A 22,357-nucleotide genomic window follows, 5' to 3' on the forward strand; every position below is an offset into this window, starting at 1 on the left:
GCTAGTATCCTTTTTTCGGGTCAACCACACCGGCAAGGCTGGCAATCGGTTGGCCCGCGTGGAGCGCCGCGATCTTGCCGGCAATCTGCGCAATGCTTTCCTCGCGCAGGGTCCGGGCCGAGGTGTGCGGCGTGACGGTGATGAGGGGGTGTTTCCAGAAAGGATGGGCGGCCGGCAGCGGTTCGGTGCGAAAGACATCCAGCGTGGCGCCGGCCAGATGGCCGCTGTCGAGCAGCGCGATCAGGTCCTCGTCCACCAGGTGCGTGCCGCGCGCCACGTTGACAACATAGCCGCCGGGCCGCAGCCTGGAGAGCGTTTGCCGGTTCATGATGTCCTGCGTGTCGGGGGTCAGCGGCAACAGGCACACCAGCACGCGTGTGCTCGAGAGGAAATCATCCAGCCCGGCCTGCCCTGAAAAACACTGCACGCCCGCTATCGTTTTGGCGGACCGGCTCCAGCCCAGAACCGGGTAGTCAAACTGCGCCAGCGCCCGGGCCACGCGTTCGCCGAGCACGCCCAGGCCCATGACGCCGACCGGAAAATCCTGGCGCAGCCGTGGCTTGCGGTAGGACCATGTGCCCTGTTTGACATCGGCCTCGTAGCCGTCGAATTCGCGAAAATGCCGGATCACCGCATGGCACACGTACTCGGCCATCTGCACCGACATGCCGGCGTCGTCCAGCCGTACCACGGCCGCCTGGGGCGGCAGGCGCAGCTTCATCAGGGCATCCACGCCCGCCCCGATGTTGAACAAGGCCTTGAGCTGGGGCTGCTCGTCCAGAAACTGCTGGGGCGGCGCCCAGACCACCGCATAGTCTGCCGGCGCGGCGCCCGGCGCCCACTGTTCAACGTGATCGGCCGGAAAGGCGGCGCGCAACCCGGCCAGCCAGGGCTCGGCCTTGGTATCGGTACAACAAAAGGAAATTTTCATGCCTAGATTGTGCCGCGGGCGCGCGCTGTGTCGGCAACAGGCGCCGGGGCATTCGTCCTCAGGCCACCATCTTGAGCAGCTCCGCGCCCTCGGTGACCTGGTCGCCGGGGGCGTACAACACCTCCTGCACCACACCGTCGGCCGGTGCGGCAATCGTGTGCTCCATCTTCATGGCTTCCATCACGGCCAGCGCCTGGCCCTTGCTCACCTTGTCACCGGCCTTCACCGCAAACGACACGACCTTGCCCGGCATGGGGGCGGTCAGGCGGCCGGCTTCGCCATGGGCTTCGCCGGCATGCGCCAGCTGGTCGATCACGGTGATCTGCGTGGCGCCCTGCCGGGCGAACACATGCACGGTTTCGCCGCGGCGGTAGATGTGCGCGCTGAGCCGTTGCTCGCCAAAACGGATGTCCACGGCGCCGCCGCTGCCGGCAAACACCAGCACCTGGTCCACGTCACCGACGGCCAGGCGCAGCGCACCGTCGTGCAGATAGGTCAGCTCGGCTTTCGCCGGCTCGCCATGGAACTCGAATTCGAAACGCCGCAGATTCAGGCCATGCGAACGCCAGCCATCCCGTTTGCTGAACGGGTCGTCTGTTTCCTGCGCTTTTTCTGCCAGCAGGCTCAAGGCCACGGCGGCGGCGGCCGCCAGCGGCAGGCCGAGTTTTTCCTGGTTGAACAGCACCGCCTCCTCGCGCGGAATCAGCGCGGTGTCCAGATCGGCCTGGGTAAACGAGCGGCTTTGCACCACATGGCGCAAGAACTGCACATTGGTGCTCAGGCCCACGATGTGCAATTGCGCCAGCGCTTCGTCCATGCGCGCCAGCGCCTGCTCGCGGTTGTCACCATGCACGATCAGCTTGGCGATCATCGAGTCGTAATACGGCGAGATCGCATCCCCTTCGCGCACGCCGGCATCCACACGCACCAGGCCGCGCTCGAACGCGACCGAGGGCGGCAGGCCGTAGACATGCAAGGTGCCGGTGGCGGGCAGGAAGTTGTTGTCGGGACTTTCGGCGCAGATGCGCGCTTCGATCGCATGGCCGTGGATACGCAACTGGTCCTGCGCCAGCGGCAGCTTTTCCCCCGAGGCCACGCGCAACTGCCACTCCACCAGGTCCAGCCCGGTGATGGCTTCGGTCACCGGGTGCTCCACCTGCAGGCGGGTGTTCATTTCCATGAAGAAGAAGTTCATCGTGCCGTCGGGGCGCTGCTCGACAATGAACTCCACCGTGCCGGCGCCGACGTAGTTGACCGCCCGCGCCGCCGCCACCGCGGCCTCGCCCATCTCGCGGCGCATCGCTTCGGTCATGCCGGGCGCCGGCGCTTCTTCCAGCACTTTCTGGTGCCGGCGCTGCACCGAGCAATCGCGTTCGAACAGGTACACATAGTTGCCGTGGGTGTCACCAAACACCTGGATCTCGATGTGCCGCGGGCGCTGCGCGTACTTCTCCACCAGCACCGCGTCGTCGCCAAAACTGCTGATGGCTTCGCGCTTGCAGGACGCCAGCGCGGCCGCGAAGTCTTCCGACCTCTCGACCGCACGCATGCCCTTGCCGCCGCCGCCGGCACTCGCCTTGATCAACACCGGGTACCCGATGCTGTCGGCTTCACGCTGGAGCAGCGCCGGGTCCTGGTCGCTGCCGTGGTAACCGGGCACCAGCGGCACGCCGGCTTTTTCCATCAGCTGCTTGGACTCGGCCTTCAGGCCCATGGCCTTGATGGCCGACGCCGGCGGGCCGATGAAGACCAGGCCGGCGTCGCCGCAGGCCTGTGCAAACTCCTCGTTTTCGCTGAGGAAACCGTAACCCGGGTGGATCGCCTCCGCACCGGTGGCTTTCGCCGCGGCAATGATTTTTTCCCAGCGCAAGTAGCTGTCCTTGGGCGCACTGCCGCCGATGTGGATGGCCTCGTCGCACACACTGACATGTTTGGCGCCGGCATCCGCGTCGGAATACACGGCGACGGTCTGGACGGCCATGCGGCGCGCGGTGGCGGCGACCCTGCAGGCGATTTCACCGCGATTCGCAATCAGAATTTTTTTAAACATGTCGGTCGTTCTTTGAGAAAGGGGATTTCAAGGTAAAGGCAGGAGGAGGCCCGGTATCGGGCTTGCCGCTGAAAATGCGTGCCACACGGGCAAACAGCTGCGTCAGGAAACGCCAACAGAGGCGGATCAGCCACACGCTGACCACCAGCACAAGCAGCAGCACGACCACAAACACCAGCGGGTGGGCAATCGCCAGCCACAGACCCAGCGGCACCAGGCCATCTTCGAGCAGGGACGCCCCGACGTTGCTAAAGGGTTCAGGCGAGGTGTTGATGGCCGCGCGGGTCGTCGCCTTGGTCGCATGGCTGGTGGCCGCCAGCGTGCCGCCCGCCAGCGCCGCAAGCAGCGCCATCAGGCCGCTGTCGGCGCCGAACACGCCGGCCGCCAGGGCCGCACCGGCGGGAATACGGATCATGGTGTGCACCACGTCCCACAACGAATCCAGCCCCGGAATCTTGTCGGCAAAAAATTCGACAAACACCATGAAGCCGCTGGCACCCAGCACCACCGGATGGGCCAGCAAATGCAGGCCGGGCGGCAGCGTGATCCAGCCCATGAAGCCGGCCAGGCCGGTCAGCAGCACCACCAGGTACAGCCGCACGCCGCTGGCCCAGCCGAGCGCGCCGGCGAGGGCAATCAGTTGTGCGGTGTCCATGGCCTGCATCGCAATCCGCGCCTATTGCCAGACGACAAAGTCGTCGACCGAATACAGCCGGCACTGGGCCTTGCTCTGGCGCTGGCAGTTCTCCAGCGCCCGTTTCAGCGGGTCTTCACCCCCGTCGGCCCAGCCCCAGGCGCCGTCGGGGCCGATGGCAAACGCGCGCGGAATCAGTTTTGTCAGATACGCCTGGTAGCCCGCACGCCCTGCGCTTTTGACATGCGGCAGCTTGATGATATTTTCCAGCGCGGCAAAATCCGTTTCCGGCGGAAGGGGCGTCAGTCCAGCCGTGCCGTATTTGGCAAACTTCGCCTGTCGCTCGCTCGGCAGCCCCACGGCGGCCAGCAGGCGCGTGACTTCGGGCTGCCAGACCGGTTGGCCGGCACGCGACCCAAACAGGTGGTGCGCATCGCTTCCGAACTCGCCAAAAGCCACCAGCCTGGCCTTGCCGCCCGCGGCCGTGTACTGCGCGTGCATGGCGCGAAAAGTGCTAGTGCTGAAGTAGCTGTCGTTGTCGCCGTAAAACCAGAGCGACGGCAGGCGGGTGTTCCGGGCATAACGGCCGGCGCCAAGCGCCAGGGCCTGCTCCCAGCCCGGGCACTTTTCCTGCCGCAGGCCGCCGGCAAAGTTGACCAGGGCTTTGACGCCGGGATAGGCTTGCGCGCCAAAGGCCAGCGTGGTCCAGCCGCCGTGCGACTGGCCCAGCACGACGATGTTGTTCCGGTCTGCCCACGGCTGCGCGGTCACGTAATCGAGCGTGGCCTTCACGTCACCGGCATGCGCCAGGCCGTTGCCCTCGAGATCGCAGCCGGCCCCGGCATAGTTGCCGCCTGAGTTCGAGAACCCCTGCCGCATCGGGACAATGACCGCGTAGCCGCGCTGCAGAAAATAGCGGGCCGCAATCGCCGGGCGATAACGCGCCTGCTCACGCGCCTTGCCAAAGGCCTTGCCGTGGTTGATGATGGCCAGGGGAAAAGGCCCCGCGCCCTCGGGCTTGTAAACGGTGGTTTCCAGCGCAAGCGCCGGCGACCCGGCCTTGGGAATCAGGATCACCGTCTCGTTGAGCGAGGCATCCAGGTCGCCGGACTGCGCCGCGGCCGGGGCCAGCCAGGCCCCCAGCAGCGCAGCAACAAGAAACAGCGTCTTCAGCTTCATGGTCGGTGCGCCGCGGTTTCAGGCCGACGGCAGCCAGTTCGGCTTGCGTTTTTGCAGAAAGGACTGCACGCCTTCGCGGCCTTCCGGGCTGACGCGGATGTCGGCAATGCCTTCCACCGTCATCTGCACCAGCGCCGGGGTGATGGCCTGCTCCGCCACGTCCTGCACCAGTTGCTTGCACAGGCGCACCGCCTGCGGGCCGGCATTGACCAGCGTTTTCACCAGCTCGGCCACCTTGGCGTCGAGCTCGGCGGCACTCACCACCTCATGCACAAAGCCGATACGCAGGGCCTCTGCGGCACTGAACCGTTCGGCGGTCAGGAAGTAGCGGTGCGACGCGCGCGCGCCCATGGCGCGAATCACATACGGGCTGATGGTCGCGGGAATCAGGCCCAGCTTCACTTCGCTGAGGCAATACCCGGCCGTGTCCACCGACACCGCCATGTCACAGGCCGCCACCAGGCCGGTGCCGCCGGCATACACGTCGCCCTGCACCCGCGCGATGGTCGGTTTGGGGCAGGCATAAATCACGCGCAGCATTTCCGCCAGCGCACCCGCATCGGCAAGGTTTTCCTCGCGCGAATAGGTGGCCATGCGTTTCATCCAGTTCAGGTCGGCCCCGGCACAGAAGGCCGTGCCGTTGGCCGCCAGCACGATGCAGCGCACGTCGTCACGCGCGCCGAGGTCGCGGAAACACGCGGTCAGCTCGGCGATGACCTCGTCGTTAAAGGCGTTGCGAACCTCGGGGCGATTGAGGGTGACGGTGGCGACGCCGCCGTCGCAGGCCAGTTGCAGGTGATTCATGGTTTCTTCCTCGGTAGCTCAGTAGCTCAATGGCTCAGTAACGCTTGGCCACTTCTTCCAGCATCACTTCGGTGGCGCCACCGCCGATGGCCAGCACGCGTGCATCGCGCCACAGGCGCTCGATGGCGGTTTCGCGGATGAAGCCCATGCCGCCGTGGAACTGCTGGCAGGTCTGCACCACCTCGTTGACCAGCTCACCGGTCAGCGCCTTGAGCATGGACACGTCCTGCACGATGTCGTGGCCCTGGGTCACGCGCCAGGCGCAGTGGTACATGAAAGCGCGTGCGGCACGCGTCTTCGCGTCCAGCATGGCCAGGCGCTGGCGGATCACCTGCTGGTCCCACAGCGGCCCACCAAAGGCCTGGCGCTGGCGCACATAGTCGAGTGTCAGCTTGAGCGCCTGCTGGCAATGGCCCACCGCCATGGCGCCGAGCGCAATGCGTTCGGTCTGGAAGTTTTTCATGACCGAATAAAAGCCCTTGCCTTCCTCGCCCAGCAGGTTCCAGGCGGGAATGCGCACGTTGTCAAAAATCAGTTCCGCCGTGTCGGACGACAGCCAGCCGGTTTTCTTCAGCGCGCGGCCGACGGTGAAACCCGGCGTGCCTTTCTCGACGATGAACATCGAGATGTCGCGCTTGCCCGGCCCGGTCTTGGCCGCAACGAAGTACAGGTCGGCATGCACACCGTTGGTGATGAACATCTTGGTGCCGTTGAGGACCCAGTCGCCGCCGTCACGTTTGGCCGTGCTGCGGATGCCGGCCACGTCGGAGCCGGCGCCCGGCTCGGTGATGCCGACCGCGGTGATCAGCTCGCCGGCAATCACCCTCTTCAGGTACTTGTCTTTTTGTTCCGCATTGCCCGCGTGGTGCAGGTGCGGGCTGGCCATGTCGGTGTGGACCAGCACGGTGATGATGAAGCCGGCAAAGGTGGACTGCGACAGCGCCTCGGCAAACACCAGGTTGGTCATGGCGTCACTGTCGGCACCGCCGTATTTTTCTTCGTACATCAGGCCGAACAGGCCGGCGGCGCCCATGCGCTTGAGGACTTCGCGCGGCACAAAGCCCTGCTCCTCCCAGGCGGCGGCGTGCGGCTCGACTTCCTTGGCGATGAAGCGGCCGATCTGGTCGCGCAGGGATTCGTATTCGGGTGTGTCGTAAATGGAAGCGTTGGACATTTTCGTTTCCTGGGCCGGTTACATGCGGAAGACGCCGAACTTCGGCTCAGGAATCGGGGCGTTCAGGCTGGCGCGCAGGCCCAGCGCCAGCACGCGGCGCGTGTCGGCCGGGTCGATCACGCCGTCGTCCCAGAGCCGGGCGCTCGAGTAATACGGGTGCGACTGGTGTTCGAACTGGTCCAGCATCGGTTGCTTGAAGGCCTTTTCTTCGTCGGCGCTCCAGCTGCCGCCCTTGGCCTCGATCGCGTCGCGCCGCACGCTGGCCAGCACGGAAGAGGCCTGCTCGCCGCCCATGACACAGATGCGCGCGTTCGGCCACATCCACAAAAAGCGCGGGCTGTAGGCGCGGCCGCACATGCCGTAGTTGCCGGCGCCGAAGCTGCCGCCGATGATGATGGTGAACTTGGGCACTTGGGCCGTGGCCACGGCCATCACCATCTTGGCGCCGTGGCGCGCAATGCCTTCGGCCTCGTACTTGCGCCCGACCATGAAGCCGGTGATGTTCTGCAGGAACACCAGCGGGATCTTGCGCTGGCAGCACAGCTCGATGAAGTGCGCGCCCTTTTGCGCCGACTCGCTGAACAGGATGCCGTTGTTGGCGATGATGCCGACCGACATGCCCTCGATGTGCGCAAAGCCGGTCACCAGCGTGCTGCCGAAGCGCGCCTTGAACTCGTCGAACTCGCTGCCGTCGACGATGCGGGCAATGATCTCGCGCACGTCGTAGGGCTTGCGGGTGTCGGTGGGCACCACGCCGTAGACCTCGTCTGCTGCATATTCAGGAGCACGCGGCGCGCGGTTGGCAAGGACTTCAGGCACTTTTCTATTGAAATTGGCGTTCAGGTTGCCCACCGCCGAGCGCGCCAGCGCCAGCGCGTGCGCGTCGTTCTGCGCCAGGTAGTCGGCCACGCCCGACAGGCGGGTGTGCACATCGCCGCCGCCCAGGTCTTCGGCGGTGACGATCTCGCCGGTGGCGGCTTTCACCAGCGGCGGGCCGCCCAAAAAGATGGTGCCCTGGTTCTTGACGATGATGGTTTCGTCGCTCATGGCCGGCACATAGGCGCCGCCGGCCGTGCAACTGCCCATGACCACGGCGATCTGCGCAATGCCCTGCGCGCTCATGTTGGCCTGGTTGTAGAAGATGCGGCCGAAATGGTCGCGGTCGGGAAACACCTCGTCCTGGTTCGGCAGGTTGGCGCCGCCCGAATCCACCAGGTAAATGCAGGGCAGGCGGTTTTGCTGCGCCACTTCCTGCGCGCGCAAATGCTTTTTGACCGTCATCGGGTAGTAGGTGCCGCCCTTCACGGTCGCGTCGTTGCAGACGATCATGCAGTCCACGCCGTTGACCCGGCCAATGCCGGTGATCACGCCGGCGCAGGGCGCGCTGTCGCTGCCGTCACGGTCGGGGTACATCGCCAGCGCCGCCAGCGGTGCCAGCTCCAGGAAGGGCGTGCCCGGGTCCAGCAGCATCTGCACCCGTTCGCGCGGCGGCAGCTTGCCGCGCGCCACGTGTTTGGCCCGGGCGGCTTCACCGCCGCCGGCAGCGGCCTTGGCCACCTGCAGCTTCAGGTCGTCCACCAGCGCGCGCATGGCGGCGGCATTGGCCTGAAAGTCGGCCGAGCGGGCGTTGAGTTTTGTCTCCAGAACAGGCATAGATTCCTCACAGCGGCGCGGGCGGCCGCGCATGGGCCACACCTTAACGCCAATACCGCAGCTTAGGCGCAAAAGCCGCCATGCGGCCGCCACACAGGTTGCAAATCGTGCCAGCTTGCCCCAAACTTGGCCCATGCCTGTTCGTTCACCGCCCGCCGCCCCGGCTCAGCCGGCTGCCGCCACCCCCATGGCCTTTGCAAGGGTGATGGTGGCGGCCTACGAACTTTACGGCCGCAGCCCGGCAAACGCCTTGAAGCTGGCACAGATCACGCCATCCCGGCTGCAGCAGCCGGAGGCCCGCATCACGGCGCGCCAGATGGAGGTGCTGTCCGGCACGGCGATGCAGGAGCTCGACGACGAAGCCCTGGGGGCCTTCTCCAGAAAACTGCCCTGGGGCAGCTACGGCATGCTGGCGCGGGCTTCGCTGAGCGCCCCTGACCTGGGCGTGGCCCTCAAACGCTGGTGCCGCCACCACGCCCTGCTGGCGGGCGACATTGCCCTCAAGCTGGTGATCACCGGCGACAGCGCCGCCATCACGATCGAGGAGCGCACCGACCTGGCCCGGCATGGCCAGGGCGCGCGCGAGTTCTGCCTGGTGCACGTGCTGCGCAACATCCACGGCCTGGCCTGCTGGTACATCGACTCCCGCATTCCGCTGCAGGGCGCGCGCTTTCCCTTCCCCGCGCCGCCACACACGGAGGCCTATGCGCTGATGTTTCCCGGCCCGCTACGCTTTGATGCCGCGCAGGCCGAGCTCCGTTTCGACGCGCGCTACCTCGCCCTGCCCCTGCGGCGCGACGAGAAAGCCCTGCAGCACATGCTGCAGCGCGCCCTGCCGCTGACGGTGCTGCAATACCGCCGCGACCGGCTGCTGGTGCAACAGGTGCGGCAGGCCCTGGCCGCCCACCCCGACCAGGCGCACAACGCCGATGGCGTGGCGGCGCTGCTGAACATTTCCGCGCGCACGCTGCACCGGCAGCTGAAGGAGGAAGACGCCACCCTGCAGCAATTGAAAGACGAGGTGCGCTGCGAACGCGCGAAAGACCTGCTGTACCGCAGCGACAAGCCGGTCAAGCAGGTGGCGGCGGCGGTGGGATTCCTGAACGAAAAGAGTTTTACCCGGGCATTCCGGGCATGGACGGGCGCGAGTCCGGGGGAGTTTCGCAAGGGCCTTCCGGGCTGAGGAGCCGGCCGGCCAGCGCCGGCGGCCCAGCGGTTTTGGGCCTGCCAACGCCATTTCCCCAAACAGGAGTAAAATCCCCACATTGCTGCAATTTAGCTTTCCTTTGCAGCAACTCCAGTCTGACACGGTCTGCGGCACTTCATACCTGCCCCTCCGCACCCTTTGGCCGATAGTTCCGGCCCTCCCGGTCGTCAAACTCCCCCAGCGGCGAGCTTCACCCCGGTCCCTATTTTTCCTTATTTCGACCGAATTCACGACCTGGGCCAGGTACCGGATTGCCATGTGGCACCCCGATGCACTGCCCACTTACAACGCGGCCCTCGGCCAGCGTGCATTTCGTTGAACGGTTTTCTAACCAGAACCGTCACACCCGCTTCGCGCGTTTGATCCCAAACGTGCAGGCATTTTTGAAAGGTCCCAAAATGGGCAAGAAACTTTACGTCGGCAACCTCTCCTACTCGGTGAACGACGATTCCCTGCAACAACACTTCTCTGAATTTGGCGCGATCACCTCCGCCAAAGTCATGATGGACCGCGACAGCGGCCGTTCCAAGGGCTTCGGCTTTGTGGAAATGTCCAGCGACGCAGAAGCCCAGGCAGCCATCAGCGGCATGAACGGCAAGTCCGTTGATGGCCGTGACATGGTGGTCAATGAGGCCCGTCCGATGGAGCCACGTACCGGCGGCTTCGGCGGCGGTGGTGGTGGTCGTCGCGAAGGCGGCGGCGGCGGTGGTGGCGGCTACGGTGGTGGTGGCGGCGGCGGCTACGGTGGTGGCGGCGGTCGCGGCGGCTACTAAGCCCTGCTTCTCCATTGAAAAAACCGGCTTCAGGGCCGGTTTTTTTTCGCCTGTACCTGGCGCCGGATCAGCCCGCTAGTGCTGCAACCTGGAAGTATCGGAACAAGATGAAAGTGATGGATTCGTGCCTAGGGCAAGGCGCAAGCCGCTGTGAAGGCTGTGCGCCTTCGCAAGGGTTGCAACGCCGCCATGGGTGCGAAGACGCGCTTTCATGTTTCGATATTTTCGGGTTGCAGTACTAGACCCTTGTTCGGGTTGAGCAGGTACTTGGTGCCGGTGGCGCGCTGGCCGTACACCGCAATCTCGGCGGGTTGCAGCGCCTCGGTCAGCGAGATCTCTTTCGAATAGCTGCTGGCAAAGGTGGTTTTCAGTTCGTCGGCCACACGCTGGCGCAGGGCTTGTGCGGCCACCGGACCGATGCGCTCCAGGAAGGGGAACAACAACCAGCCGCCCATGCCCCAGGCCATGCCGAAGTTGCGGACGAACTCGGTCGGGCCGGTGTCCAGGCCGCCGTAGATATAAACCTGCTTGTGCGTGGTGGAGCCGTAGCGGCTGTATTCCTTGGCCGTGCGGTTCAGCGCGGCCTCCATGCAGCCGAGAATCTGCCCCGCCAGCTTGCCGCCGCCGGTGGCGTCAAAGGCCAAGGTTGCGCCGGTGGCCACCAGCGCCTGCGTCAGGTCTTCGAGGAAGGTCGGCGCCGAGGCGTCGCACACATGTTGGGCACCCTGCGACTTCAGCAGCGCCGCCTGTTCCGGCTTGCGCACGATGTTCACCAGGCCGATGCCGTCCTTCAGGCAGATCCGGTTGAGCATCTGCCCCAGGTTGGACGCCGCCGCCGTGTGCACCAGGGCCGTGTGGCCCTCGCGGCGCATGGTCTCCACCATACCCAGCGCCGTCAGCGGGTTGACAAAACAAGAGGCACCCTCGGCCGGCGTGGTGCCCTCGGGCAGCAGCAGGCATTGCTTGGCCTTGACGCAGCGGTATTGCGCATACATGGCGCCGCCCAGCGTGGCCACCGTCTTGCCGAGCAGCGCCTGCGCGGCAGGAGCGCTGCCGGCCGCCACGACCACGCCCGCGCCTTCGTTGCCCACGGGCAGCGCCTGGCCCAGGCGGCCGGCCATGGCTTTCATGGCCGCCGGCGGAATCTGCAGGGTGACCACGGGGTGGCTGGCCGTTCCCGACAGCTTGGCGGTGCGGATGTCGGCCGCGCCGAACAGCAGGCCGATGTCGGACGGGTTGATGGGGGTGGCCTCGATGCGCACCACCACTTCATCGTCGGCGGGGGTGGGCGTGGGCACGCTGACCAGCGAGATCTCCAGCACGCCCTCGGGTTTGACGAGGGATTGCAGCTGCAGGCCGGTGGGGTTGGGGGGTGTGGTTGTCGTCGTCATGGTTATCTCCGTTGATCAAAATCTATGTCTATCTCTGCCTCTGTCGCTGTCTCTATCTCTATCAGTTGCTGGCAAACACGTCCTGGTAAAGCGCGCGCAAATCGCGCTTCAGCAGCTTGCCGCTGGGGTTTTTCGGCAGCGCGTCAGTGAACACAACCGCCTTGGGCGCCTTGAAGCCGGCGATATGTTCCTGGCAATGCGCCAGCACCTGCTGCTCGGTCAGCGTCTGGCCGGCCTTGACCACAATCACCGCCACCACGGCCTCCACCCACTTGGGGTGCGGCACGCCGACCACCGCCACTTCGGACACGGCGCCCAGGCGGTAAATCATTTCTTCCACCTCGCGGCTGGCCACGTTTTCGCCGCCGGTCTTGATCATGTCTTTCTTGCGGTCCACCACGGTGATGAAGCCTTCGTCGTCGATGGTGGCCAGGTCGCCCGAATGGAACCAGCCGCCCTGGAAGGCGGCCCTGGTTTTCTCCTCGTCACGAAAGTAGCCCAGCATCAGGTGCGGCGAGCGGTGCACGATCTCACCGACCTCGCCCACTGCCACGTCGTGCATGGCGTCGTCCACCACGCGCGTTTCCACATTGAGCACGGCACGCCCGCAGGAGCCGGGCTTGCGCAGCTGGTCGTCGGGGCCCAGCATGGTGGCCAGCGGGGCAATTTCGGTCTGACCGTACAGGTTCCAGAAGCCCACGTCGGGCAGGCGCCGCGCCAGCTCGCGCAACACCTCCACCGGCATGATGGACGCGCCGTAATAACCCTTGCGCAGGGTGGACAGGTCGGTGCCGTCGAACAGCGGCGAGCGCAGCAGCGCGATCCACACCGTGGGCGGCGCAAAGAAGGAGGTGATGTGGTGCTGCGCCATCAGCGGCAGCAGGTTGTCCGGTGTCGGCTTGGCGGTGATGATGCTGGTGGCGCCCACATAAATGGCCGGGCCGAAAAACACGTCAAGCTGCGCGCAGTGGTACAGCGGCAGCGCATGCAGCATCACGTCACCATGGGCAATGCTGGCGTCCACCGCGCAGCTGGCGTACTGCGAGATCACCGCGTCGTGCGTCAGCATCGCGCCCTTGGGCATGGACTCGGTGCCGCTGGTGTAAACAATCTGCGCCAGGTCGGTGCTGCCCAGCGCCGCCTCGGGCGGCGTGCCCCGGGTGGCGGCCAGGTCGTCGAACGAAACCATGCCCGCCACCGGCGGCGTGGCGTCTTCCGAAGGCAGCCAGACAAACTGCGTGACGGCCGTGTCCAGCGCCGCGGCGCTGCGGGCCAGCTCGGCCAGGCCCGAGTCGGTGGCCAGCATCTGCGCCTCGGCATGGCGCAGGATGAAGGCCACCTCTTCGGCCTTGAGCATGAAGTTGATCGGCACCAGCACCGCGCCCAGCCGCGCCAGCGCAAACCGCATGGCCGCAAACCCGTGCGAGTTGCGCGCCAGCACGGCCACCCGGCTCGCATGGCCCACGCCCAGGCCAGCGAGCCCGGCCGCCACGCGGTCCACCACCGCGTCAAACTCGGCAAAGGTCCAGCGCGTGTCGCCGCAAATCAGGCCGGTTTTGTGGGGGTAACGCTTGGCGGTGCGGTGCAGCAGGTCGGCAATCGTTTGCCGGCGGATGGCGGGGTTCATGGTGTCTCCATTTTTTTGACTCAGGCCCAAGTATCCATCCAGAAAGGCCTCTTCTGCAGTGGCCCGGGCTTGCGCAGAAAAGGGCATGACGCCGCGCCGCAAGTCCACTAGACTCGCCAGACACAAAAAGCCCCAGGAGACAACCATGCGCCACCTCGTGATCAAACCCCTGTTGTCCGCCGCCCTCGGCCTCGCCGTTCTCTTGGTCGCTGCCACCGGCGCGCTGGCCCAGACCAAACCCAGGGTGACGGACGCCGGCGACAAGCCCGCCTCGGCCATCTACATCGGCAACAGCTTCTTTTATTACAACAACAGCCTGCACAACCATGTGGGGCAACTGATCCGTGAAGGCCAGCCCGGCTTTAGGCACCGCGCCAGCTCGGCCACCATCAGCGGCTCGGGCATGAACTGGCACGACGTGGAAAGCTATTTCCGCCCCAGCGCCGTCGGCTCGTATTCGTTTGGCGCCAACAACATCGTCAGCTTCAACAAGCTGGACCGTTTGTTCGACCTGGCGATCATGATGGACTGCAGCCAGTGCCCGCTGCACCCGCAGCTCAAGCCCCTGTTCCATGAATACGCCAAGAAACACGCCGACACCGTGCGCAAACATGGCGCCAAGCCGGTGTTCTTCATGTCGTGGGCGTACAAGGATGTGCCGGCCATGACGGCTGAACTCGCCGAGGCCTACACCCAGGCCGGCAACGACAACAACGCGCTGGTCATTCCCGCGGGCCTGGCCTTCGGCAAGTCGATCGCCAAAATGCCCGATCTGAATTTGTACGTCGCCGACCTGCGCCACCCCAGCGTGGCCGGCAGCTACCTGGCCGCCTGCACCACCTATGCGACCCTGTTCAGGGCTTCACCGGTGGACCTGAAGTACACGGCAGGCCTGGACCCGGCGATTGCGAAACATCTGCAGACGGTGGCTTGGGAGACGGTGCAGGAGTATTTCAAGCCTTGAACATTGGCGCGATCATCGCGCGCTGCTGCCATTGCTGCCCGGTGAGAACCGTCCGGTGGGTTGACTGCCCTCCTTGAGCATTGCCCGCGGTCACCTCCAGGACGATTTACCGGATTACGTTGCGCAGTAGCCCGCGAACGGAGCGGTCTAACTGTGCATATTCCCCTGCACAGCGACTTGCACGCTGGTTCGTAACACGGGCAGCCTGCATCGCCCATACAAAGCGGCTAGGTTCTTTTCCATAAGCGGCGCAGGCGAGATTGACTGCTCGTTGCGGATTCAGTCCGTGCTCGTCCGACATGTGCTGCTGGTTGAAAAATCCAGGAATCAACGAAGTTGGCTTGCTAAAAAAGAAAAGCCCCCCGGCTACGCCCCTCTCGGCTAAGGCGGGCTCTTGAAGAATCAAGTAGGTGGAGATCATGTCGGCAGCATCTTCGTTACGCCCGAGAACCGGTAGGCTCTCGATATCGATAATTGCGTGCCCGAGTTCGTGGAAGACGATGAACACAAGTGCCCCCACAACGATGTTGTTGATAGTCTCGCGATCTAAGCGCGTACCTTGCTCTCGCAATATGCGGCTCACAAGGTCTGGGATCAGTTCAAGACAAAGAACAATGATTTTCGCGTCTGACTTGTAGAAGGCATTAGACATGCCGCACTCGCCAAGACCAATCTTCAGCGGCTGGCTCAAAGTGAACTGGCGAGAAAGCTGTTCGGCCATCCCCTCAAGAAGCCGATTACTTCTCCAATCAATCTGCAGTTGCCGTAGTTCGGGGCTGCGAATTTGCGGAATCGGTTGGTACGTCGCTGAAACGCTTTGCGCTGTAGCCGACCCAGCCCAAGCCAGCAAAAAGATGAGACGGAGGAGGTTAGTCATTGTGAGCAGTATCACAGGATTACTACAATTAATAACAATATCGGCACCCGCCAGATGCTATCTGCACCGCACCTTCCCGATCAGCGGCCTCAATGATGAAGAACCCGCCCACCAGCTCCTCGGCCTCGGCATAAGGCCCGTCGGTCACCTGCGGCTTGCCATTGCGCGGGGCATTTGGGCGGCGCGCTGGATTCATAATCGCTGCCATTAGTTAGTCAACCTTGAGGCAGGAGTTTGGCAATGAACCTACAAAACCCCACGCAAGTTTTGGCCAACCAGCCGTTACACAGGTCTAGCAAACTATCCCTTGTGATGTGTATCTTCATGTTGGCTTTCTTCGCCTTGGTAAATTCTGACGCTACTAACTGGAACGTATTTGGCGGATCCATTGCTGTTTCGCTTGCTGGCATGTATGCGTCCACGCTTCTACGAGAGAAGGCGGGCGCGCTAGACCTTAGAAGCATTGAAGCAAGCAGCACCTTGCTGCGCGCGGCTACTTTGCTTCCACTGCTATTGTTTGTCGCGTTTCTGGTATTGCTGGTCGTGCAATTTTGGTGATATTGGTAGCTTCCGGCTTTAAACGCCCCGATCGGTACGCGCGCAACTTCTTGCTGCTCCATCGCGCTGCAGCGTCTTCTCGTCCTGTTCAGCGGGTCTGCTCAAAAAACCCAATCGGGTGCACCTCAACCGCCCACCCCACACTCTCCCCCAGCGTCGCCGCCGGATGCAGCGAAGCCACCCGCACCGCCTCGTCTTTATCCGCCGCTTCAATGATGAAGAAGCCACCGACCATCTCCTTGGCTTCGGCATAAGGCCCGTCGGTCAGCTGCGTCTTGCCACCGCGCGGGCGCAGCGCAAACGCGGCCTGCGGGCCGTCGAGGGAGGCGCTGACCACCAGGCGGCCGGTTTTCTTGAGTTCGGCGTCTTTGGCCGGGCATTGGCTCACCAGGGCCTGCACGTCGGCGGGCGCCATGGCGGCGAATTTCTCGGGGTTGTAGTAAGCGAGGCAGAGGTATTTCATGGGGAGGTCCTTGGGTCGATGGTTGATGGTCACACCTGCACGACGAACGGAGAATCCCCATTTCGACACATCGCCCCCAGGCAGTCAAACAAAACTCTCCTCAGGGCGCCTTTTCTGCGGAAGGCCAAGCTGCGCTGCCGCCAGCCGCTGCCCCGGCGACTGGATCAGGCCGTCGCTGTTGCTACTGTTTTCATAGCTTCTTGCGTCCGTTACACAAGGGCTGGCGGTCGATTTGATGCACAAGTTTCGCCCGCCAGCCCTTTCACGCCTCGCTGAAGCCGGTCACCGCCACCAGGCCCCGCGGCTGCGGCCGCTCAGTGGGCCGGGTCCAGAAACGGCGTGTTGGGGTCGCTCACGTAAAAGATAACCACCCGCAGCGGGTCGGTGGCGCTCTTGTTGTAGCCGGTCATTTTCACGTTGGGTGGTTCGACAAACGCCTGGCCGGCGCTGAGGACCACCGGCGCCCGGCCCTCCAGGTCCAGCGTGAACTGGCCTTCGAGCACGTACACCGTCACCGGGGAGCGGTGGGTGTGGAACACCGTCCTGTCGCCCGGCTTGAAGGCGGCGGTCATCACCCTGACTTCCTGCGTGTCGCCCTTGGGCATCTGCAGCACGTTTTCTTTCAGCACCAGCTGGGGCGCGGCCAGGCCGGGGCCCTGGGCATGGGCCGTGGGCACGCAGAAGGCGGCGCCCAGCAGCAAGGCCAGGCCGGCGCGGCGGGCGGGGCGTGTGGGTTCATGGCGTGGGTTCATGGCAAGTCCTTTCAACAAGGGGGAGACATGCGGCCAGTTTAGGCAACGGCCCGGCCCTGCGCCAGCCGCAGAACTGCATAATGGGGCCGCACCGACGCGGAGCGCACATGTTCGATTGGGACGACCTCAAGCATTTCCTGGCAGTGGCGCGTCATGGCAGCACCACCGCCGCAGGCCGCGCGCTGAACACCGACCAGTCCACCGTGCAGCGGCGCATCACCCGGCTTGAACAGCGCATTGGCCAGCCCCTGGTAGAGCGCCACCCCAGTGGCTACCGGCTGACCGCTTACGGCCAGCAGCTGTTGCCCCATGCGCAGCGGGTGGAGCAGCAGATGCTGGCCCTACAGAACGTCGTGCAGTCTTCCGCGCGTGAGCTGAACGGCGTCATCCGCCTGACCTGCCCGGAACCGCTGGTGGCACGCATCACCCGCTCCCCCTTGCTGGAGCGCCTGCAGGCACGGCACCCCGGCCTGCACGTGGAGTTTGTCGTGAGCGACCATTACGTGGACCTGGGCCAGGGCGAAGCCGACGTGGCGCTGCGCTCGGGCGACACCGTGGACAACCAGCTCATCGGCCGCAAGGTGGCCGATTCGCTGTGGGCGGTGTACGGGGGCCGCGGCTACCTGGCGCGCCACGGCAGCCCGGCGCGCACGGAAGAGCTGGCGCAGCACGCCTGGACAGGTTTTGACGAAAGCATGGGCAAACACCGCGCGACGCAGTGGCTGCGCCAGGTGGCGCCGGGTACACGCCTCGCGGCCACCAGCGGCAGCGTGCTGGGCCTGGTTCAGCTGGCAAAGGCGAATATGGGCCTGGCCGCGCTGCCGACGGCGCTGGGTGATGCCGAACCCGACCTGGTGCGGGTGCTGGGCCCGGTGCCCGAGCTGACGCGCATCTGGCGCCTGCTGACCACGCGCCAGCTGCGGCGCACGCCGCGGGTGTCGGCCTTCTTTGACTTCATGGCCAGCGAGATGGACACGCTGCGCCCCATCCTGACGGGCTGAGTACTGCCCCGGCGCGTGCGGCTTTGCCCTGACGGTGAAGGCGGGAAGCGCAGATACTACAAAACTGATAGCAACTTACGCCCGTTACACAATGGCTGCGGGCCGATTTGACTCTGTTTTTGGCGGCGAGGGTGCCCTCACCCCTGCGCGCTCCCAGGGGAGAGGGGGAAGGACGCCGGAGCCGGCGGAGCGATCAGGACTGCGCAGGCACCCCGGCGGTTGCAGCGTGGCCGGGCGTCTGGCTTTCGACCTGGCGCTCACCCAAAGCGATATCGACCATCATTTCGCTGGCCAGGGTGCCGACTTCATGCCGCAAAGCCTCGATGGACAGGGCGGCCGGCACCAGCAGGTGCGCTTCGACCTTGAAGGTCTGCTTGCCCGACACGCCGCTGCGGACGATGTCGGTGTGGATGTTCTCGATGCTGATGCCGCGCCCGGCCAGCATCTTCGTCAGGTTGCTGACGATGCCCACCCGGTCTTCGCCGACCAGCTCCAGCTCCACCACGCGCAGCGAGGGGGGTACGTTGGCGCCGTTGCTGCGGGCAACGACCACCTGCAGGCCGCTGGACTCCAGCCCGCGCAGCGCGGCGGCGAGCGCATCGGCATTCTCGCGCGGCACCTCGAAATGAATCATGCCGGCAAATTCGCCGGCCAGGCGGGTCATGCGGCTGGCTGCCCAGTTGGCGCCGAAACGCTGCGCGCGCTCCGCCAACGAACTGACGATGCCCTGGCGGTCGCCGCCGACGATGGAGACCACCAGCGAGGTGGTGGTCGGCGAAGCCTCCTCGGTCAGCACGACAGCCCGGCGGATCATCGGTGCGCGGGTGGCGAAGTGCGGGTCCTGCGGATAGGCCGGCACCGAGCCCTGCAGCCGCGCATGATGGACGACCTTGCTCAGCAGGGCCAGGCCCATGGGCGCAAGGGCGCGCTCCCACAGCTCGCGCGCGGTTTCGCCCTTTTTGACAAAACACCAGTCCTGCGCGGCGATGGCGCCGGCGTCCCAGCCGTCGGCCAGGTGGTAGATCGATCCGCCGGCGATGGCGTCGCCTTCGAGGATGGTCCATTCGACGGCGGCAATGCCGCGGTGCCGCGGCAGCAACGAGGGGTGGTAGCCGATGCCGCCCAGGCGCGAACGCGCCAGCGCCTCGTCGCTCACCCGTGCGTGCGTGTGCGCGGCGATGATGAGCTCGGTGCCTTCGGCAATGGCTTCGCCCGGCACGATCTTGGGATTAGCGAGCACATGCACCGCAATGCCTGCCGCCTGCGCCGCCAGCGCGAGCCGGTCATCGGCCGCCGGAGCGACGATGCTGGTGAACTCTATGCCTTCTTCCTTGCGCAGCGCCTCAAAAACCGAAGCAGCGAAAAAACGGGAACCTACCAATGCGCATTTCATGGGCACATCTCTTCTTCAGATTAAAAATGGAAAAGGGAGGGAAAGGGAGAAAAAGGAAAAAGCCGGAGCGAGGCGGCTTCAGCCGGCCACCGTTTCGGCCACCGGCGCCTTGAGGCCAATGCGGTCCAACGCGGCAGCGAGCTGGCCGACCGTGCGGTCGGCCTGGTGCCACTTCTCCAGCCCGAACAGGCCGATGCGGAAGGTCTTGAAGTCGGCGCCTTCGTCGCACTGCAGCGGCACGCCGGCTGCGGTTTGCAAACCCTGCTCCAGAAACTTCTTGCCGGACTGGATGTCCGGATCCGTCGTGTAGCTGACGAGCACGCCGGGCGCCTTGAAACCTTCGGCCGCCACGCTGGGCAGGCCGCGGCTTTCGAACAGCTGGCGCACCTTTTGCCCCAAGGCTTCCTGCTCGGCCTTGACTTTCGCAAACCCGTAGGCCTGGGTTTCCTTCATGGCGGCGCGCAGGCGCGTGAGGGCGTCGGTGGGCAAGGTGGCGTGGTAGGCGTGGCCGCCTTTTTCGTAGGTTTCCATGATCTGCAGCCACTTCTTCAGGTCGCAGGCAAAGCTGGAGCTGGTGGTGCCTTCGATGGCGGTGCGAGCACGCTCGCTGAGCATGACCATGGCGCAGCAGGGTGAGCTGCTCCAGCCTTTTTGCGGGGCCGAGATCAGCACGTCCACACCGGTGGCTTTCATGTCCACCCACATGGCGCCGGAGGCGATGCAGTCGAGCACGAAGAGGCCGCCCACGGCGTGCACGGCTTCGGCCACGGCCAACAGGTAACTGTCGGGCAGGATCATGCCGGAGGCGGTTTCAACATGCGGGGCAAACACCACGGCCGGTTTTTCCCTGGCGATGGCGGCCTGCACCTCGGCAATGGGCGCGGGCGCCCAGGGGGCTTGCGCGCCCTGGCTGGTCTGGCGCGCCTTGAGCACGGTGGACGAGGCGGGGAGGCTTCCCATGTCGAAGATCTGCGTCCAGCGGTAGCTGAACCAGCCGTTGCGGATGACCATGACGTGTTTGCCGGCGGCAAACTGGCGTGCCACGGCTTCCATGCCGTAAGTGCCGCTGCCGGGCACCAGCGCCGCGGAAGGCGCGTTGTACACCTCCTTCAGGATGCTGGAGATGTCGGTCATCACGCCCTGGAAGCTTTTGGACATGTGGTTGAGCGCGCGGTCGGTGTAGACCACCGAAAATTCGAGCAGGCCATCAGGGTCAACTTGGGGCAGCAATCCGGGCATAGGGTTTTCTCGGGGGTGGTTGAAACAGTTTGGGCCCAGCAGCTTAGCACTGCCCGCCCTTCCCCTGCCGCCGGCCGGTTGTTATCTGGCCGCGAGCAGGTTGGACAGCACCGCCATGTCGGTAAAGATGGCCATGGCGCCGGCCTGCCGCAAGGCCTCGGGGGCGTCGTGCCCGGCTTCGGGCGGGCTGTAGCCAAACACGGTGGCGCCGGCGGCCACGCCGGAGGTGACGCCGGCCACGGTGTCTTCCACCACCGCGCAGCGGTGCGGGGCGATGCCCAGCGCCGCGGCGGCGGCCAGGTAGACATCGGGCGCGGGTTTGGAGCGCGGCATCTCGTGCCCGCTGAAGATGCGGCCCTGGAAGCTGGGCATGAGGCCGCACTTTTCCAGCTGCAGCTCGACCTTGAAGCGGTCGGCGCCGGAGGCGCAGGCAATGCGACCTTCGTACAGGGTGTGGATCTGCGCCACGGCTTCGACGGCGCCGCGAATCGGCAGCAGGCCTTCGACCAGCGCCTCGTTGCGCCGGCCGCGAAACTCGTGCAGCCACTGCTCGGTCAGCGGCTGGCCGGTGTTGGCCTCGATGACGGCGATCTCGTCCTTGACGGCCTTGCCGATGAACAGGCGCATGCACTCGGCGGCGCTGAGCTTCCAGCCGGCTTCTTCCAGCATGTCGCGCAACACGCCGTTGGTGATGGGCTCGCTGTCGACCAGCACGCCGTCACAGTCAAACAACACGGCTTCGAATTTCAACACGGGTGATCTCTCTTCAAAATGCTATGAATTTAGTAGCTACCAGCGCAGACAGAACAAGGGTCTAAGGCCTTTTTCATGCAAAAACTTCAGGCGCTACAGCTGGTCGCCGTCCACATAGTACCAACGGCCGGCTTCGCGCACGAAGCGGCTGCGCTCGTGCAGGCGCACGGCCGGGCTGCCCGGGCTTTTCTGGCGGGCGACAAATTCAACTTCGGCGTGGCTGTCGTCCAGCAGCCGGTGCTGGCGCACGTCCAGCCCCAGCCACTTCACGCCGGGGTCGAACTCGATGCCGGACGGGCGGCGGCTGGCGTGCCAGGTGGCGAGCAGGTAGTCGGCGCGTTCGCGCACAAAGGCGGTGTAGCGCGAGCGCATCAGCGCCTCGGCATCGGGCGCCGGCGTGTCGTGCGCCAGGTAACGACCGCAGCAGGCGGCATAGGCCAGCGGCCGGCCGCGCGCATCGGCCCGGCCGCAGGGGCAGGCAGCCAACGTCAGCCCTTGGCAGGCTGGCGCGCCGCGTGGGCCTGCTTGTGCGCTTCCAGGGTTTCCAGCGGGGCGCCCTGCTTTTTCCACTCGGCAAAGCCGCCGTCGATGTGGGCCACATTGGTCATGCCCATGTCCTGCAGCGTCTTGGTGGCCAGTGCGCTGCGCCAGCCGGCGCCGCAGAACAGGATGAACTGCTTGCCCTCGTCGCCAAACACCGGCTTGAAATAGGGCGAGGCCGGGTCCACCCAGAACTCCAGCATGCCGCGCGGCGCCAGCAGGGCGCCCGGCACCGTGCCTTCGCGCTCCAGCTCGCGCACGTCGCGGATGTCGACGATCTGCACCCGCGGGTCGGCGAGTTTGGCCTGGGCCTCGGCCACCGAATAGGTGGTGACCTGCGCCATGGCCTCATCGACGAGGGCGCGGAATCCTTTGGTGATGGGCATGGGTTTTG

General features: G+C 65.2%; 23 protein-coding genes. 5 read left to right on the forward strand and 18 right to left on the reverse strand.

All coding sequences use genetic code 11. The annotated features are described in order from the left end of the window. Position 1: 1 nt before the first annotated feature. From B7G53_RS10670 to B7G53_RS10700, 7 genes are read right to left on the reverse strand one after another with little or no spacing between them, the layout of a single operon-like run. The gene (locus B7G53_RS10670) at positions 2-931 is read right to left on the reverse strand and encodes a 2-hydroxyacid dehydrogenase (RefSeq protein ID WP_096667391.1); all 930 of its coding nucleotides are present in this window, start codon (positions 929-931) and stop codon (positions 2-4) included. A 58-nt stretch (positions 932-989) separates the two neighbouring features. Further along, positions 990-2,981, reverse strand: a complete 1,992-nt coding sequence (locus B7G53_RS10675; protein ID WP_096667393.1) for an acetyl/propionyl/methylcrotonyl-CoA carboxylase subunit alpha — start codon at positions 2,979-2,981, stop codon at positions 990-992. After that, a complete protein-coding gene (locus tag B7G53_RS10680) occupies positions 2,974-3,645 on the reverse strand; it encodes a DUF4126 domain-containing protein (RefSeq protein ID WP_096667396.1) in 672 nt (223 codons plus the stop codon). The genes B7G53_RS10675 and B7G53_RS10680 overlap by 8 nt, the downstream gene beginning before the upstream one ends. A gap of 12 nt (positions 3,646-3,657) precedes the next feature. Further along, the gene (locus tag B7G53_RS10685; protein WP_096667398.1) at positions 3,658-4,794 is read right to left on the reverse strand and encodes a dienelactone hydrolase family protein; all 1,137 of its coding nucleotides are present in this window, start codon (positions 4,792-4,794) and stop codon (positions 3,658-3,660) included. Between the two features lie 18 nt (positions 4,795-4,812). Further along, entirely contained in the window at positions 4,813-5,598 is a 786-nt protein-coding gene (locus tag B7G53_RS10690; RefSeq protein ID WP_096667400.1) for an enoyl-CoA hydratase/isomerase family protein, read from the reverse strand. A 34-nt stretch (positions 5,599-5,632) separates the two neighbouring features. Beyond that, positions 5,633-6,772 (reverse strand): acyl-CoA dehydrogenase family protein, encoded by a 1,140-nt coding sequence (locus B7G53_RS10695; RefSeq protein WP_096667402.1) that lies wholly within the window; start codon positions 6,770-6,772, stop codon positions 5,633-5,635. 18 nt (positions 6,773-6,790) lie between these two features. Then, the gene (locus tag B7G53_RS10700; protein ID WP_096667404.1) at positions 6,791-8,425 is read right to left on the reverse strand and encodes a carboxyl transferase domain-containing protein; all 1,635 of its coding nucleotides are present in this window, start codon (positions 8,423-8,425) and stop codon (positions 6,791-6,793) included. 133 nt (positions 8,426-8,558) lie between these two features. Between B7G53_RS10700 and B7G53_RS10705 the strand changes: the two genes are divergently transcribed. Both B7G53_RS10705 and B7G53_RS10710 read left to right on the forward strand, forming a co-directional pair. Further along, positions 8,559-9,608, forward strand: coding sequence for an AraC family transcriptional regulator (locus tag B7G53_RS10705; RefSeq protein WP_096667406.1), 1,050 nt, complete (start codon positions 8,559-8,561; stop codon positions 9,606-9,608). A gap of 422 nt (positions 9,609-10,030) precedes the next feature. After that, complete coding sequence (locus B7G53_RS10710) at positions 10,031-10,405, forward strand: RNA recognition motif domain-containing protein (RefSeq protein ID WP_096667408.1); 375 nt, start codon at positions 10,031-10,033, stop codon at positions 10,403-10,405. Positions 10,406-10,614: 209 nt separating this feature from the next. On the opposite strand, the gene B7G53_RS10715 is transcribed toward B7G53_RS10710, so the two are convergent. After that, entirely contained in the window at positions 10,615-11,796 is a 1,182-nt protein-coding gene (locus tag B7G53_RS10715) for a zinc-binding dehydrogenase (protein WP_096667410.1), read from the reverse strand. A 61-nt stretch (positions 11,797-11,857) separates the two neighbouring features. Beyond that, a complete protein-coding gene (locus tag B7G53_RS10720) occupies positions 11,858-13,423 on the reverse strand; it encodes an acyl-CoA synthetase (RefSeq protein WP_096667412.1) in 1,566 nt (521 codons plus the stop codon). 145 nt (positions 13,424-13,568) lie between these two features. Here B7G53_RS10720 and B7G53_RS10725 point away from each other — a divergent pair, with 145 nt between their 5' ends. Continuing rightward, positions 13,569-14,387 (forward strand): hypothetical protein, encoded by an 819-nt coding sequence (locus B7G53_RS10725; RefSeq protein WP_096667414.1) that lies wholly within the window; start codon positions 13,569-13,571, stop codon positions 14,385-14,387. Positions 14,388-14,493: 106 nt separating this feature from the next. Here the strand turns inward: B7G53_RS10725 and B7G53_RS10730 are convergent, their stop codons facing one another. Beyond that, on the reverse strand, positions 14,494-15,264 hold the full coding sequence (locus B7G53_RS10730; protein WP_096667416.1) for a DUF4344 domain-containing metallopeptidase: 771 nt from the start codon (positions 15,262-15,264) through the stop codon (positions 14,494-14,496). Between the two features lie 28 nt (positions 15,265-15,292). Next, positions 15,293-15,472 (reverse strand): YciI family protein, encoded by a 180-nt coding sequence (locus B7G53_RS10735; protein WP_096667418.1) that lies wholly within the window; start codon positions 15,470-15,472, stop codon positions 15,293-15,295. A gap of 32 nt (positions 15,473-15,504) precedes the next feature. On the opposite strand from B7G53_RS10735, the gene B7G53_RS10740 reads away from it, so the two are divergent. Further along, entirely contained in the window at positions 15,505-15,822 is a 318-nt protein-coding gene (locus B7G53_RS10740; protein ID WP_141396321.1) for a hypothetical protein, read from the forward strand. An 88-nt stretch (positions 15,823-15,910) separates the two neighbouring features. Here the strand turns inward: B7G53_RS10740 and B7G53_RS10745 are convergent, their stop codons facing one another. Together B7G53_RS10745 and B7G53_RS10750 are read right to left on the reverse strand one after the other, a co-directional pair. Then, complete coding sequence (locus B7G53_RS10745) at positions 15,911-16,285, reverse strand: YciI family protein (RefSeq protein ID WP_096667421.1); 375 nt, start codon at positions 16,283-16,285, stop codon at positions 15,911-15,913. Positions 16,286-16,599: 314 nt separating this feature from the next. Further along, positions 16,600-17,037, reverse strand: coding sequence for a cupin domain-containing protein (locus B7G53_RS10750; RefSeq protein WP_096667423.1), 438 nt, complete (start codon positions 17,035-17,037; stop codon positions 16,600-16,602). 107 nt (positions 17,038-17,144) lie between these two features. Here B7G53_RS10750 and B7G53_RS10755 point away from each other — a divergent pair, with 107 nt between their 5' ends. Then, on the forward strand, positions 17,145-18,038 hold the full coding sequence (locus B7G53_RS10755; protein ID WP_176491333.1) for a LysR family transcriptional regulator: 894 nt from the start codon (positions 17,145-17,147) through the stop codon (positions 18,036-18,038). Between the two features lie 193 nt (positions 18,039-18,231). On the opposite strand, the gene B7G53_RS10760 is transcribed toward B7G53_RS10755, so the two are convergent. The 5 genes from B7G53_RS10760 to B7G53_RS10780 form a co-directional block, all read right to left on the reverse strand. After that, complete coding sequence (locus tag B7G53_RS10760; protein WP_096667427.1) at positions 18,232-19,431, reverse strand: formyltransferase family protein; 1,200 nt, start codon at positions 19,429-19,431, stop codon at positions 18,232-18,234. A gap of 78 nt (positions 19,432-19,509) precedes the next feature. After that, the gene (locus B7G53_RS10765; RefSeq protein WP_096667429.1) at positions 19,510-20,670 is read right to left on the reverse strand and encodes an aminotransferase class V-fold PLP-dependent enzyme; all 1,161 of its coding nucleotides are present in this window, start codon (positions 20,668-20,670) and stop codon (positions 19,510-19,512) included. Positions 20,671-20,751: 81 nt separating this feature from the next. Further along, positions 20,752-21,420, reverse strand: a complete 669-nt coding sequence (locus tag B7G53_RS10770; protein WP_096667430.1) for an HAD family hydrolase — start codon at positions 21,418-21,420, stop codon at positions 20,752-20,754. Between the two features lie 96 nt (positions 21,421-21,516). Beyond that, the gene (locus B7G53_RS10775) at positions 21,517-21,915 is read right to left on the reverse strand and encodes a YchJ family metal-binding protein (RefSeq protein WP_096667521.1); all 399 of its coding nucleotides are present in this window, start codon (positions 21,913-21,915) and stop codon (positions 21,517-21,519) included. Then, positions 21,912-22,349, reverse strand: a complete 438-nt coding sequence (locus tag B7G53_RS10780) for a rhodanese-like domain-containing protein (RefSeq protein ID WP_096667432.1) — start codon at positions 22,347-22,349, stop codon at positions 21,912-21,914. Before B7G53_RS10780 ends, B7G53_RS10775 begins: the two co-directional genes overlap by 4 nt. Positions 22,350-22,357 lie beyond the last annotated feature (8 nt).

This window comes from Polaromonas sp. AET17H-212 (genome assembly GCF_002379085.1).
Lineage (GTDB): Bacteria > Pseudomonadota > Gammaproteobacteria > Burkholderiales > Burkholderiaceae_C > Polaromonas.

Coding starts and splice junctions, on each gene's coding strand:
- B7G53_RS10670 (WP_096667391.1), bottom strand. CDS start 931: ATGAAAATTTCCTTTTGTTGTACCGATACCAAGGCCGAGCCCTGGCTG.
- B7G53_RS10675 (WP_096667393.1), bottom strand. CDS start 2,981: ATGTTTAAAAAAATTCTGATTGCGAATCGCGGTGAAATCGCCTGCAGG.
- B7G53_RS10680 (WP_096667396.1), bottom strand. CDS start 3,645: ATGCAGGCCATGGACACCGCACAACTGATTGCCCTCGCCGGCGCGCTC.
- B7G53_RS10685 (WP_096667398.1), bottom strand. CDS start 4,794: ATGAAGCTGAAGACGCTGTTTCTTGTTGCTGCGCTGCTGGGGGCCTGG.
- B7G53_RS10690 (WP_096667400.1), bottom strand. CDS start 5,598: ATGAATCACCTGCAACTGGCCTGCGACGGCGGCGTCGCCACCGTCACC.
- B7G53_RS10695 (WP_096667402.1), bottom strand. CDS start 6,772: ATGTCCAACGCTTCCATTTACGACACACCCGAATACGAATCCCTGCGC.
- B7G53_RS10700 (WP_096667404.1), bottom strand. CDS start 8,425: ATGCCTGTTCTGGAGACAAAACTCAACGCCCGCTCGGCCGACTTTCAG.
- B7G53_RS10705 (WP_096667406.1), top strand. CDS start 8,559: ATGCCTGTTCGTTCACCGCCCGCCGCCCCGGCTCAGCCGGCTGCCGCC.
- B7G53_RS10710 (WP_096667408.1), top strand. CDS start 10,031: ATGGGCAAGAAACTTTACGTCGGCAACCTCTCCTACTCGGTGAACGAC.
- B7G53_RS10715 (WP_096667410.1), bottom strand. CDS start 11,796: ATGACGACGACAACCACACCCCCCAACCCCACCGGCCTGCAGCTGCAA.
- B7G53_RS10720 (WP_096667412.1), bottom strand. CDS start 13,423: ATGAACCCCGCCATCCGCCGGCAAACGATTGCCGACCTGCTGCACCGC.
- B7G53_RS10725 (WP_096667414.1), top strand. CDS start 13,569: ATGCGCCACCTCGTGATCAAACCCCTGTTGTCCGCCGCCCTCGGCCTC.
- B7G53_RS10730 (WP_096667416.1), bottom strand. CDS start 15,264: ATGACTAACCTCCTCCGTCTCATCTTTTTGCTGGCTTGGGCTGGGTCG.
- B7G53_RS10735 (WP_096667418.1), bottom strand. CDS start 15,472: ATGGCAGCGATTATGAATCCAGCGCGCCGCCCAAATGCCCCGCGCAAT.
- B7G53_RS10740 (WP_141396321.1), top strand. CDS start 15,505: ATGAACCTACAAAACCCCACGCAAGTTTTGGCCAACCAGCCGTTACAC.
- B7G53_RS10745 (WP_096667421.1), bottom strand. CDS start 16,285: ATGAAATACCTCTGCCTCGCTTACTACAACCCCGAGAAATTCGCCGCC.
- B7G53_RS10750 (WP_096667423.1), bottom strand. CDS start 17,037: ATGAACCCACGCCATGAACCCACACGCCCCGCCCGCCGCGCCGGCCTG.
- B7G53_RS10755 (WP_176491333.1), top strand. CDS start 17,145: ATGTTCGATTGGGACGACCTCAAGCATTTCCTGGCAGTGGCGCGTCAT.
- B7G53_RS10760 (WP_096667427.1), bottom strand. CDS start 19,431: ATGAAATGCGCATTGGTAGGTTCCCGTTTTTTCGCTGCTTCGGTTTTT.
- B7G53_RS10765 (WP_096667429.1), bottom strand. CDS start 20,670: ATGCCCGGATTGCTGCCCCAAGTTGACCCTGATGGCCTGCTCGAATTT.
- B7G53_RS10780 (WP_096667432.1), bottom strand. CDS start 22,349: ATGCCCATCACCAAAGGATTCCGCGCCCTCGTCGATGAGGCCATGGCG.